Genomic DNA, 13,521 nt, shown 5'->3' on the forward strand with positions numbered 1-13,521 from the left:
AACGCTTTCTTCCCGGTGAACGTGACTGTCAGAAACACTGGAAATCAAAACATTGAGGGGAGCTTCCAGGTTGTCATCTATCAGGACGACAAGTACCTCGGAGGGGCCTGGGTAAGTTCGCTCCCGGCGGGAGGCGAGGCGAACGTCACCGTCTGGATAAGGCCCTATCCGGGCGATTCAGCGCTGAAGGCCATTGCGGACTCGGGGAACTACGTCACCGAGGTCAATGAGACCAACAACGAGCGCTCGATTTCAGTCCACGTTAAAGCGCCCGATATAAAGGTGGTCTCGCTCTCGCCGGGGAACTTTACATACTCCGGTGAAACGGCCAACGCGACAGTAACCGTCAGGAACATTGGCGACTACGAGACCGGGGCGTTCTCAATCGTCATCCGCAACGGCGGAAAGACCCTCGGAAGGGCCTACGCTCCGAGCTTGGCCCCCGGCGAAGAGAGGAACGTCACGGTGGAGTGGACGACAGACCCCGGAAGCTACAACCTCACCGCTATAGCCGATCCCGGAAATGCCATCCGCGAGTGGGACGAGGGGAACAACGAGGTCGCCGTTCAGGTCAGCGTCCCGGCCCCGGACATCGTGGTAACTTCCTTCACCTACTCCGGAAGCGAGGTAGTCGGGGATTACTTCAACTTCACGGTTACCATCGAGAACGCAGGAAGCACAACGATGCTCCCCTTCCACGTCGGGGTCTACGCGAACGGCACGCTCGTCGCGGTCAAGCTCGTCCGCGGTCTGGCTGGAGGGGAAAACGTGACCCTGAGCTTCACCAACGCCTGGAAGGCCCGCTATGGAGCCTATACTCTAAGGGCAGTTGCCGACCCATTCAACGAGCTCGGCGAACTCGACGAGACCAACAACGAGAAGAGCTTATCAGTCTCGATAGCTGACGAGAAAGCCCCCTACCCGGCCCGGCTTTACCCGGCCAACGGGAGCTTCACCAACGAGCCAACCGTTGGGGTTCTCCTCAGAGATGATGGTTCAGGAGTTGACACTTCGAGGAGCGAGCTCAGGCTTTACTTCAACGGAAGCCTGGTTAATGGCTCTTCGACCTTCACCTACGGCTGGCTGGTCTTCCAGAACTCAACTCCCCTACAGGACGGGGACTACACGGCAGTGGTTGTGGCCTACGATAAAGCTGGAAACTCCAAGACCTACACCTGGGGCTTCGTCCTCGACAGGGAGCCACCGGAGATAAGGACGAACGTCACGGATGGAGCACTTTACAACGGGAGCGTGGTTCCGGGCGTGGAAGTCTTTGACAGAAACCTGAAGAACTACACGGTAACGGTCAACGGAAGGCCCTTCGTCGGGAAGGCCATACGGGTGGACGGGACTTATACACTCGAAGTCAGAGCGGTGGACAAAGCCGGAAACAAAGCGGAGCTGAGGGTTACCTTCAGCGTCAACGGCATTCCGCACCCGCCGAGCGGTTTAACGGTCAACCTCAACGGCTCCTATGTCGAGCTGAGCTGGCTCCCCAGCGGGGATTCCGACATAGCGGGCTACTACGTCTACCGCGATGGGGTTAGGTTAAACGACGAGCCGGTTGAGGTTACCCACTTCCGCGACCTCTATGCTGGAAGCCTCAACTACAGCGTAACCGCGGTTGACTTCGCCGGCTTCGAGAGCGGCCCCGCTTACATCTTCCCGGCGAGGCTGACCATAGAGGCTGGAAAGCTCGTGACCGGCTATCCTGCCTCGATCAACGTAACCATCGAGAACTTCGATGGAAGCGCGAACGGAACGCTGGCCCTTGAGCTGGTGGACGTCTTTGGAGACGTAATAGGGAGGCTTGAGAGAGAGGTCGAACTTTCACCGGGCAACCTCACGGAGGGCTTCGTTGCGACTGTCCCAGAGGGCCTCGGCTCGCTGAGGGCTTCGCTCACAGTCCACGGCTCTTCGACCGAGGTTATCCTGCCGGTGGAACCGAGCAAGGCCGGGGCCCCAGAGATCACCGTACAGGGCCCGAGAACCGGCCTCCCGACGCTGGTGGAGGTAAGGCTGACCAACCACGGCTCGGCACCGCTCGACACCTCAAATGCAACGCTGAAGCTCGGGAACGCCAGGGGAGAGCCCCTCTCACCATTGCCAGTTCTAATGCCAGGCGAGAGCGCGACTTTAAGCTACCGCATCGTTCCAGAGGAGAGGGGAACCTACAACCTGACCTTCGAGCTGGGCGGAATAGAGGTCGTTAAAGAGGTCGAGGTCAGAGACCCGGTGACGAACCCCGTGCTCGTCTCAACCGAGGACTTCGTCAGGGGAGCGAGGGCAAAGGTCTACGTGACCTTCAGGAACACTGGAAGTGCTCCGCTCATGGTTAGGAGCGTTAGCGTTCTCGGAATGGAGAGGAGCCTCTCGGTGACAGTCCCGCCGAACCTCTCCTTCACGGCTTCCTTCGACTACATCGTCCCGGCCGATGCGCCGGACGAGATGGCCATCAACACAACGGTGGGAACCGACGTCGGGGACTTCACGAGGGTAATCACCGTCCCGACGGAAGAACCTCCCTACAACGCCAACGTTACCGTGAGGAGTGTCTTCGAGGCTGGCGAAGAGGTCACCATCGAGGGCTTCGCCTACAACGCCAGCGGACTGCTCCCGAACGTTACGGTTAGGGTTGCGATAGCGAGGGGCGACTTCGTGAGGGAATACGTTGTCATGACCGACGGAACCGGCCACTTCAACCTGACCTTCAGGCCCTATCCCGGGGAAGCGGGCAACTTTGTCGTGAGCGCGACCCACCCGAGCGTCCTGACCCTTGAGAGAGACGGGGAGTTCGACATCGTGGGCATAAGCGTGAAGCCCGACGTCTACGCCCTCAAGGTTACGAAGGAGTTCAGCGGGAGGATCGAGGTAACGCTCGTGAACTACTGGGAAGACTCCAACGTCTCCGTTTCCGTGAATGCCCCGTCATGGCTTAACGTCACGGTTCCATCGAGCCTCACCCTGAAGCCCGGCGTCAACAGGGTTGAAATCGGCCTCTCAAGCGAGAACGCGGTGAACGGGACGGCGACGATAACCTTCAGAGCTGTCCAGCTCGGTTTGACCATCGAGAAGAACCTTACTCTCAACCTAACCGTCCTCCCGCCTGAACCGATAATCGTCGCCGAGCCGAGGGCCCTTGAGATTGGACTTTTGGCCAACGAGACCGCGAGTAAGAGCATAACCCTAAAGAACGTCGGCTTCGAGACGCTGAGGAACGTTACGGTTGAGAGCTCCATCGACTGGGTTAAGGTGACGAGCAACTTCACCCAGCTCGCTCCAAAGGAAGCCGAGAGCATAGCCCTCTACATAGCACCGCCCTCTAACCTAACGGGAACCTTTGACGGCATCATAAAGGTGAGCTCGTCCAACTACCGCGACGTTGTAATCCCGCTCAGGGTTACCATAACGCCGAACGCCACCGGAGCGATTACAGTTATAGCGATGGATCCCAACGCGACGAGGCTGGCTGGAGCGCACGTTACGCTCTACAACGGCTACGCCCACTTCGAGGGCGATACGGATGAGAATGGCACGGTAACGTTCACCGACGTCCCCATCGGTGATTACACCCTCTTCGTCTCGGAGGAGAGCCACTACACGGTGAGCAAGACTGTAACCGTCGAGGCCGGCGTGGAGAAGAACGTGAGCGTTGTCCTGATGCCCTCGATCCTTCAGGTCGAGTGGGAGGTCGTCCCCGTAACGATACAGGACGTTTACATAATCAAGCACGAGATAGGCTACTCAACCCACGTCCCGGCGCCGGAGATAAGGAGCTACGGTGGCGACCTTGAGGTCTACGTCGACTACGAGAAGCTCGCGGAGGCTGGCTTTGTGGAGTTTCACGGCCAGCTCATAGTTACGAACACCCACCCCTACGTCTCGGTCTTCAACGTCACCTTTGAGAGCGGTGGAAGCCACTACATTGATGTCGAGTTCGCGATAGATAGGATAGACGAGCTCAAGCCCGGTGAGAGTGTGGTCGTTCCCTACGTCGTGAAGATTTATTACCAGCGCTCTCCGCCGATCAACCCCTGCGTCCACGAGACAACGACATTCTACCTCAAAGCCGGCGTTGTGTGTGTTGAAGAGGCAGGGAAGATAACCCTGAAGGCCCAGAAGGTTCACCAGATAGTGGTGAAACCAACCTGCGAGGGCTGCTTGGAGTCTCTCGCTCTGCTTGGAGGGAAGATAGGGTTCCTTATGCTGGGCCAGGCAGTGGGGAAAGTCCTCGGCAAGATAGACGACACCAACGTCGCCAACACCGTTGCTGGAGAAGCCTTGGGCAACCTTGAGAGCATATATGACGCCTACGCCCAGTGGGTTATGAACCCGACACCCCAGAACTACGAGAACTTCGTCAATGCCTTCAACGCGGGGAAGAACAATCTCGCGGAAGTATTATCGGCGCCTTTTGCTTCAAACCCGGCCCTCTACTGGGCGGTGAGGCATGAGCTGGCCTCCTACCAGCTCACGGTCGTTAAGGACCCCAATGGCAGGATAGCGGGCTTTGCATTCTCGATGACCAACGCCCCGACCTACGTTTACGCCATGGGCGTCGTCTCGATGACCAACGGGCAGATGAAAGTAGACTGGAAGAAAGCGGCTTCGATAGCAAACAATCTGGTCTCACCGGTGGTCTCAAAGATCAGCACCGTCGGGGCGGGCTTTGTAAACGGTCTCGGCCTCATCAACCTCATAGACAAGATAGTGACCGACGTAACACCCTACGTAGCCCAGGCAGGCATAAACTGCGGCCTCTGCATCTTTGGCAACAACTGTGAGCTCCCGAGCACGGAAGAGCCCAGCGTCCTCAAGCTCATCCGCACCGGCTCCCTCGGTGGCTACAGCGGTGAGGGCTCCCTCGGAGGGGGCGGAGGTGGTGGAGGAGAGGCCAGCGTCGGCAGGTTCACCTGTGAAGGTTTGCCAACGGTTCACAAGAAGACCTCCGGTAGCTCGACGTCGTCCTGTCCGTCCTGCTCCGCCCAGGCCTTTGAGAAAGCGGGAAACGTTGCAGGAGGGAGGGTATGCAAGGCCATTCCACTGGAGCCCCTTCAGGAGGGAGGGGAGTACACGAACAACACCCTCCACATGTGCGTTGACCTGATCCTGACAATCGAGCAGAGGCTAACCTTCGAGAGGCAGGCATTTAGAGCCTCGCTGAAGTTCACGAACACCAACGGCAACTACAGCCTCACCGACGTCAACGTCAGCGTGCTCTTCTTCGACAGCGAGGGTAATCCAGCCAACGACAAGTTCTTCGTGAGGCTCGACGAGGAGAGCGGTCTGGCCGGCAACGTTCTGCCACCCCGGGGACAGGCGATGCTCAGGTGGCTCATAATCCCCAAGATAGGTGCAGCTGAGAGGTTCAGGACGCGCTACTACGTTATGGCCAACATAACCGCCAAGGTGGGCAACACGACGCTCGTCTACGAGACTTGGCCGGCCTTGATAGAGGTCGAGCCGGTTCCTCAGCTGGAGCTCGACTACGTCATCCCGCCGAAGGTCTATGGGGACAACCCCTACACGCCCGAGAAGGAGCCGCCTATACCATTCGTCCTCGGCGTCAGGGTGAAGAACGTTGGTTACGGCATAGCCAGGAACCTGCGCATAGCCTCGGCCCAGCCGAAGATCGAGAAGGCCAGCTACCCCGGCGTCTACATCGACTTCAAGATACTTGGAACCCTCGTTAACGGCAGGAAGGTTCCAAACAGCCTGACGATTGACTTCGGCGACTTAAAGCCAGGCGAAAGCTCCACAGCCGCTTGGATAATGAGCGCTGAGGTAACCGGCGACTTCACCTACTACAACGCCACCTTCAGGCACAGCGACGAGCTCGGCGGCAACGAGACATCGCTGATCAAGAGCGTTAGAACGCACTTCCTGCTTAGGGCCTTCAACGACACGGCAAACGACGACGGCATGCTGGACTTCCTGATTGACGACGACCAAGACGGAGTGCCGGAGAAGATACTCGACTCCAGCGGAGAGGACTACGCCGTCCTGCCGGTTAACTTCACGAACGAGACTGGAAGGGGATTCATCAAGATAATCCCGCTCGTCAAGAGCCCGGACTGGATTTACATAACCGTTCCTGTTACGGGCCATACCAAAGCCGTCAGGAGCGACGGGAAGGAACCGGTGGCCCAGTGGATTGAGGGCGGGGAGCTCCACATCCTCGACCTCGGGACGGCGGACTTCTACGTCCTGAAGAGCAACAGGAAGCCCGTGCCGGTGATAACCTACAACGAGCCGGCCGTGGTGAACCGGACGGTTAGCTTTGACGCCTCGCTGAGCTACGACCCGGACGGAAGGATTGTCAGATACCTCTGGCACATAGGCAACGGGAGCTTTGAAGGGCCAAAGCTCAACCACACCTTCACTAAGCCGGGCATCTACAACGTCACCCTAACCGTCTGGGACGACGAAAACACCAGTGCCTCAGTTACGAGAGCAGTTAGGGTCTTCCTCGGCCCGAGGTTCGTCGAGAACCTCACCGTTGAGCCTGCTTCGGGAATAGTTCCCTTCAACATCTCAGTTTACCTCAACGTCACGAACACCGGCGATATCTCCGGTCTCTACAACGCCACCCTCTACCTCGACGGGAGCGTCATAGCATGGAACGCCTCGACGATCGAGCCCGGCGAGAACAGGGTCTTCGCCTTTACCCTTGAGATAAACGGGAGTGGGGAGCACATTGTAGAGGTCAACAACCTGAGCGCTGTCGTTAAAGCTTATCTCAACGTGAGCCTCGCTAAGAACGAGAGCCACGCCCTAAGCAGGGATTTCGGACATTACAGCGAGTTCTACTGGGATGAATTCAGGGAGGACTTTGAGAACTGGAGTGTCGAAGTGCTCTCCTCGATAAACGTTTCAACGGAAGGCTTCGACGAGGTCTTTAACGTGAGCGTTGGCAACTGGAGTCTCTTGAGCAGGAGCGAGAACCTCGACTACAGGAACTCCACGGGCTGGATTAACGCGACCTACGAGAGGAACGCGACGGTTGTAGGAGTAGCTGGCTTCAACTACACGACGCTCCACATTACCCAGCTCGTGCACCTCTTTGCCAACGCGAGCAAGGAGGTCGATGTTACATCGCCACTCCTCGAAGTCTCTCCCGGAAGCGGGGTTTACGAGGAGATACCAACCTTCAACGTTACAGCCTGCGACGAGACCAACGTTACCGTCTGGGGAAGCGTCGGAAACGTGAGCAGAGACTTCACCCTTCTCTGGGAGAACGCCACCTGCTCCCTCTGGAGCGGGAGCTTACCGCTGAAGCCCGGCAACAACACCGTAGTTATTCACGCGGTTGACGACTTCGGGAACACTGCAAACCTGAGCCTCTGGGTATACCTCAACCCGAACGCGCCGGTCATCTACATTGAGAGCCCGGAGGAGAAGGTCTACAACTCAAAGGAAATCTGGATCAACTACACCGTCCTTGACAGCGACCTGGTTGGGGTGAGGGCCTATCTAGATGGCTCGCTCCTCTCAGGCGAGGCGAACCACTCCCAGCTTGTCACCCTCGGCTACGGATGGCACAACCTCACCGTTTACGCATGGGATGTTAGCTACAACGTCAGCAAGAGCATTATCTTCAGGGTGAACGAGCCTCCCGAGGTTGACTTCATCTGGAATGCGAGCTACCTGACGGTCAACTTCACGGCAATCGCCAGCGACCCCGATGGGCTCTCGCGCTACCTCTGGGACTTCGGTGATGGAGAGACCGCAGAAGGGCCCAGCCCGGTTCACATTTACGCCCGCGGAGGGCGCTACAACGTCACTCTAACGGTATGGGACGCCTACAACCTGAGTGCGAGCGTTACAAAGATCATCGAGGTCTTCGCCAACGTGAGCCTCGCTAAAAACGAGAGCTACACCTTTACCAGAGACTTCGGCTTCTACAACACCACCTCGTGGGAGAGCTTTAGGAGGGACTTTGAGAACTGGAGTGCCGAAGTGCTCTCCTCGATAAACGTCTCAACTGCTGGATTTGACGAGGTCTTCAGCGTGAGCCTTGGGAACTGGAGCATCTTGAGATGGAGCGAGAACCTGACCGTAGGCTCGCGGACGGGCTGGATAAACGCGACCTACGCGAGGGTGGCAGTCATAAAGGGAGTGGTCGACCACAACGTGACGACGCTCCACATTACCCAGCTCGTCAACCTCTTCGCCAACGCAAGCCACGTCCCCGACTCGGAGCCACCGGAGATAAGGATACTCTACCCAACGGCCACCATATACGACACGAACGTTACGGAAGTGAGGGTCAACGTAACTGATGAATCGGGTATAGCTTGGGTTAGGGCCGAGATAGATGGCATGCCCTACAGCCTAACTCCTGCCGGAGGACTCTGGGTGGCCAATGTGAGCGTAGGCGACGGCAGACACGAGCTCATTGTCATCGCCTCGGACGTCTGGGGCAACGTTGGAAAAGCTGGCGTCAACTTCACCGTTAACACGAGCGTCAGGGTCATCAGGTTCAACGGAACCCTCGTGGTTGTCGTTCCCGGAAAAGCCGAGACAAACGTGAGCGTTGAAAACGGAAGCCTGTCTCTACTCTGGAATTTCAACGGGGCCAGTATAGAGGTCAGCCTGCCCCCGATGAACGGAACTGTCAGGGAAGGGCCCTACGATTCACCCTGGCTACTCTCAGGTAGCGGGGCCAAGATTGAGGTGCTGGCCTCAAAGGAGTCCCTTGAGCGGAGGGGCCTCACAATCTACCGCGTCGTTTCAGAGGAAATACTCGTGAACTCAACGGGCTACGCGGTAGTCGTTGTCCCCCTCGGTGGCCTTGAGGTCTGGAACGTCACCCTGATGAAGAACGGCACCACCCACTCCCTCGGAACTGACGCGGGAAGCGAGAACTACTACGGAATAGCTGGCGACTACCTCTACGTCGTCATCCGGGGCGACCCTGTGATTGAAGTAACCCTTGGGGCCGTTGATAGGGAGGCGACAGCCTCGTACAGGGCAAGAACGTGGGGACTCCTCGGCCTCTTCTGGCAGAGGGCTTATCTAAGGCTTTCGGCCGAGTTTGAGAGAATACTGAACACTTCAAACGCCACCAACGAGAGCCTGCTAGATGAGGCGATTAGGCTCCACGCCGAGGCAAAGGAGTTCTTTGAGAGGGGAACGGAATTCTACCCGAGGAACCCGGTCTTCTACGCGATAAAGATGAGAAAGGCCTACATGCTTGAGAGGGAGGCCCTCCGCCTTCTCAGGAAGGCTCTGGGCCTCCCCTGATTTGCCTTTATAGCTCGGCCTCCCCAAGAAGTTCGAGCATTTCAAGGAGGCGCGGGTCCTTTACCTTTTCCACGCTCTTCTTGACTTCTTCCTCTTCTGCCTTTCCGTCCTTGAAGAGGGCAAGAACCTTGACGGCCTCGAAGAAGTCCCTAAGGTCAGGGAAGGCCTCGATGAACATGTCTATGTTGAGGTAAACCGTCTCGAAGTCGTCCTCAAGGAAGAGTTGCCAGAGGACGTCCATCAGAGAGCTGAAGGCTATGTCCTCGTAATCGGTTCCCTTCGCCCTTATGAGGGCGTAGAGGCACTCCTGCAGGGCTGCCTCGTAGTTCTCGTCCTCCTCGAATATCTCCTCGAAGCTGAGGTGGGCCTCGACGAGGAGCTCGTTCTCGTTGAGTATCTTCGGGAGAACACCGGCTATTATTGCCTTTCCCCTGTAAGTATCTCCTGCCTCGAAGGTTATGTAGCCCCTGTGTATCTCTATCCTCAGGAGTTCCTTCTCATCCCCGAGTTTCTCGTAGAGTTCCCTGGCCTTCTCTATGAGCTGGAGGGCCTTCTCGTATTCCTGGAGCTCCTCGTGTATCATCGCCATGCTGTAGTATATCCTCGCCGCGTGCTCGATGTTGCCCTTTGCAACCTCCTCCTCAAGCAAAGCCCTGAAGAGCTCCAGGCTCTTTTCGAGGTCTCCTATGAGGTAGTATAGGTCAGCCAAGTGGAACTTAGGTTCGAAGTCCTCGCTCTCCTCGGCAAGCTTCTCGAACTCGCTTATCCTGTCCTCGTTGAGGATTTCGTGGTAGTAGTAGAGGACGAGCTTGTAGAGCTCCCAGTCCCCCTTCTCCAAGGCGAGCTTTTCAGCCTTCTCAAGGACTTCCCTCAGCTCTTCATCGCTCAGCTCGTCCACGCGGTAGTAAAGGAGCCTCCTGACCTTTTCGACATCCTTTTCCTCGATGGCCTTCAGTATCTCCTTCATGGTTACACCCCTCATGTTTAGGGCGTCGAATATTTTAACCCTTTGCTCCCCACTATTATGGGTGAGAACTTGGAGGTTGTCTTCCTTGGCACGGGCGGGATAATGCCCACGCGCGAGAGGAACGTTCCGGCCATAGCCCTCCGCTACAAAGGCGAGATAATCCTCTTCGACGTCGGTGAGGGTACTATAAGGCAGATGAACACGGTAAAGCTCAGCCCCATGAGGGTCGATAAAATCTTCATAACCCACTTCCACGGCGACCACTACCTCGGCCTCGGTGGGCTGATACAGACGATGAACCTCTGGAACAGGGAAAGGCCCCTCCACATATACGGCCCGAAGTACACCTTTGAGTTCGTTCAGAACTACATCAACAGCGGTTTCTTCAGGCCCGGCTTTGAGGTGCACGTCCACGAGCTCGGTGAGACGAGGCTGAAGTTCGGAGATTATGAAATATGGAGCTTCAAGGTCGAACACGGCGTTCCCGCCCTCGGCTACGTCTTCAAGGAGAAGGACAAACGCGGAAAGTTCCTCCCCGAGAAGCTCGCCGAGTTCGGCCTCAAGCCCGGGCCTATACTGGGGAGGCTTGAGAGGGAGGGAGGGATAGAGCTCAACGGCCGTCTGATTCGCCTTGAGGACGTTACCGGGCCGAGGAGAAAGGGGATTAAAGTCGTCTACACCGGCGACACCGAGCCCTGCGAAAGGGTAAGGCTCTTCTCGGAGAGGGCTGATATGCTCATCCATGAGGCAACCTACCTGAATCCCGATGACAGGGGCGAGAGCTACCACTCAACCGTTGAGGAGGCCTGTGAGACCGCCAGAAAGGCGAGAGTGAAGCTCCTTGCCCTTTTCCACAGGGCCTTCCGCTACATCTACGACGAATACACGGAGGGAGCGACAAAAATATGCGGGGAATTTGGGGTGAAGTTTATAGTTCCCCGGGACTTCGACGTGCTAACCTTTAAGGCCGGGAAGTGGGAGATTAGAAACCTGATGGAGGAAAGAGGATGAACTACCTGCGCTACGTCAAGGTTATTGGCACGATGCACGTCTCCCCCAAGAGCAGGGAGGAGGTCATTAGGACGATACTTGAGGAGAGGCCCACTGCAATAGCTGTGGAACTCGACAGGGCCCGCTTTCTGGCCATGACCGAGAACGTTTCCCTGAGCGTTGGGGACGCCCTCCGCCTCGGGAGGAAGGGCCTGATAAACTATGCCCTGGCTAAGGTGGAGGAGAGGCTCGGCGAGACCTTCGGCATGGCCCCCGGGGGAGAGATGATGGGCGCCATCGAGACCGCGAGGGCCCTCGGGGTGCCCCTCTATCTCATAGACGAGGACATAAACCTCATCCTCGCGAAGCTCTCAAGGGCACCCCTCAGGGAAAAGCTCCTGCTGGCCCTAGAGGGCCTCTCGGTGTTCCTTCCGCTCAGGTCGGAGATGGGAAACCCCCTTGAAGAGTACCGCTGGATGATGCTTGAGTTCAGGAGGCGCTACCCATATCTCTACCGCGTCCTCGTCGAGGAGAGGAACGAGATTATGGCGAGGAACCTGAGGGCCATAGTGGACTCCCTGCTCTCTGCTGGTGTGAAGAAGCCCCGGGTCATAGCTGTTGTGGGCCTCGGGCACAAGGCGGGCATTGAAAGACTCTTGGAGGAGGGTACTGCTAGGATACACTTTCAGTTCTGAAGCTTGCGTAGATTAAGATAATGCTTATAAACATCTTCTGCACCTCTAGATATTGGGTTATGTGGATATGTGCATGGGGGGATACTGTATGGGATTACAAAAGCTCGAAGAACCTTACAAGATAAAAGAGTTTATCAGGAATGTGAGACAAAACTTTGGCTCAACAAATAACATAGACTATGATTCACTTGCTGTATGGTCATTTAACAAACTACAAAAATTCCTTTGGGACAATTGGAAGCCAGAACTTAAGCAAATGGGTATAAGGTGGCAGTTATTTCTCAAGATACTAAAACTCCACACAGATGACTTCATAAAATGGGCTTTATATGATAAAATGAGCTGGGATGAAGTAATAGAGAGAGTTATTTCAACAATTGAGCAGTATGCTGAGAGGTGATTTTATAATGAAAACACTTGATGAGTTCATCAACACACAGGCCGTGCTAAAAAAAGTTGGGGAAAAGAAATTTAGGGACCCAAGTTGGGACTTTATAACAGCGGATACTAAAATTTTAACTCATGGAATACATTCTTATCCAGCAATGATGATACCTCAAGTCGCTAGGAAGTCAATAAGGCTTTGGGGAAAGAATGCTAAGATTATTCTTGACCCATTTTGCGGTTCAGGAACGGTTCTAGTTGAGGCGAAGATAAAAAATATAAACAGTTATGGATTTGACATTAACCCTCTCGCAATTCTACTTTCGAAAGTCAAAACAACTCCGATAAACCCAGAAATATTGAAAAAATGCTTCAAAGAGCTAAAAGAAAACATTAGGAAAAAACTTGACAAATTTAATAAAGGACAAATTGATGTTGAAATCCCAAACTATTTCAACATCGATTATTGGTTCAAACCGCACATTTCAAAACAGCTTGTAATTGTGAAGGAAGAAATTTTGAAAATTGAAGATGAAGACATTAGGGACTTCTTCAAAGTTGCTTTTAGTGAGACTGTTAGATATGTGAGCAATACAAGGAACAGCGAGCACAAGTTATATAGAATTCCTGAAGAAAAACTAAAAGATTGGAATCCGGATGTCTATGAAACCTTTGTAAAGTATGCGGAGAGGAACATTTTGAAGATGGCTGAATTTTATAGTATCGCAAAAGACAAGACCGCCTTCGCTAAACCTATGTATCATAATGTTCTCGAAAAAGCTGATATCGAGGGAGTTGATTTAATACTGACTTCTCCTCCCTATGGTGATTCAAAGACAACTGTTGCTTATGGACAGTTTTCTCGCCTATCCCTCCAATGGATGGACTTCGATTATAAATTGATAAAAGCAATAGACAAAATAGCGCTTGGAGGAAGACCTGCGAAGTCGCTAAAACACAACCTCCCTTCAGAAAAACTCGATGAGGTAATTCACTTAATTGCAGAGAAAGACGAAAAGAGGGCGAGAGAGGTGTTATCCTATTTCATTGACTTCTATAAAGCGAGTAAAAACCTCGATGAAGTCCTAAATGACGGTGGTTATGTTGTTTTTGTGGTTGCTAATAGGACAGTAAAGGGCATACGGATACCAACTGATGAGATTTATGTGGAGATATTCGAAAGTTTTGGTTATGAACACGAGATAACGTATGTGAGGGCTATTCCAAATAAAAGAATGC

6 protein-coding genes are annotated in these 13,521 nt (G+C 54.8%); 5 read left to right on the top strand and 1 reads right to left on the bottom strand.

Annotated elements, in window-relative coordinates:
- The first annotated feature begins 21 nt into the window (after positions 1–21).
- Positions 22–9,246: a CARDB domain-containing protein gene (locus MVC73_RS04305; RefSeq protein ID WP_297507369.1), complete on the top strand. Its 9,225-nt coding sequence runs from the start codon at positions 22–24 to the stop codon at positions 9,244–9,246.
- Between the two features lie 7 nt (positions 9,247–9,253).
- On the opposite strand, the gene MVC73_RS04310 is transcribed toward MVC73_RS04305, so the two are convergent.
- A complete protein-coding gene (locus tag MVC73_RS04310) occupies positions 9,254–10,213 on the bottom strand; it encodes a tetratricopeptide repeat protein (RefSeq protein ID WP_297507372.1) in 960 nt (319 codons plus the stop codon).
- 57 nt (positions 10,214–10,270) lie between these two features.
- On the opposite strand from MVC73_RS04310, the gene MVC73_RS04315 reads away from it, so the two are divergent.
- The 4 genes from MVC73_RS04315 to MVC73_RS04330 form a co-directional block, all read left to right on the top strand.
- Positions 10,271–11,224, top strand: a complete 954-nt coding sequence (locus tag MVC73_RS04315; RefSeq protein WP_297507375.1) for a ribonuclease Z — start codon at positions 10,271–10,273, stop codon at positions 11,222–11,224.
- Complete coding sequence (locus tag MVC73_RS04320) at positions 11,221–11,898, top strand: TraB/GumN family protein (protein ID WP_297507378.1); 678 nt, start codon at positions 11,221–11,223, stop codon at positions 11,896–11,898. The genes MVC73_RS04315 and MVC73_RS04320 overlap by 4 nt, the downstream gene beginning before the upstream one ends.
- A 52-nt stretch (positions 11,899–11,950) precedes the next feature.
- Positions 11,951–12,298, top strand: coding sequence for a hypothetical protein (locus tag MVC73_RS04325; RefSeq protein ID WP_297507381.1), 348 nt, complete (start codon positions 11,951–11,953; stop codon positions 12,296–12,298).
- A gap of 7 nt (positions 12,299–12,305) precedes the next feature.
- Positions 12,306–13,521, top strand: a 1,216-nt coding sequence (locus MVC73_RS04330) for a DNA methyltransferase (RefSeq protein ID WP_297507384.1), incomplete at its 3' end; no start/stop codon positions are given.

The sequence above is a fragment of the Thermococcus sp. genome, from assembly GCF_027052235.1.
Lineage (GTDB): Archaea > Methanobacteriota_B > Thermococci > Thermococcales > Thermococcaceae > Thermococcus.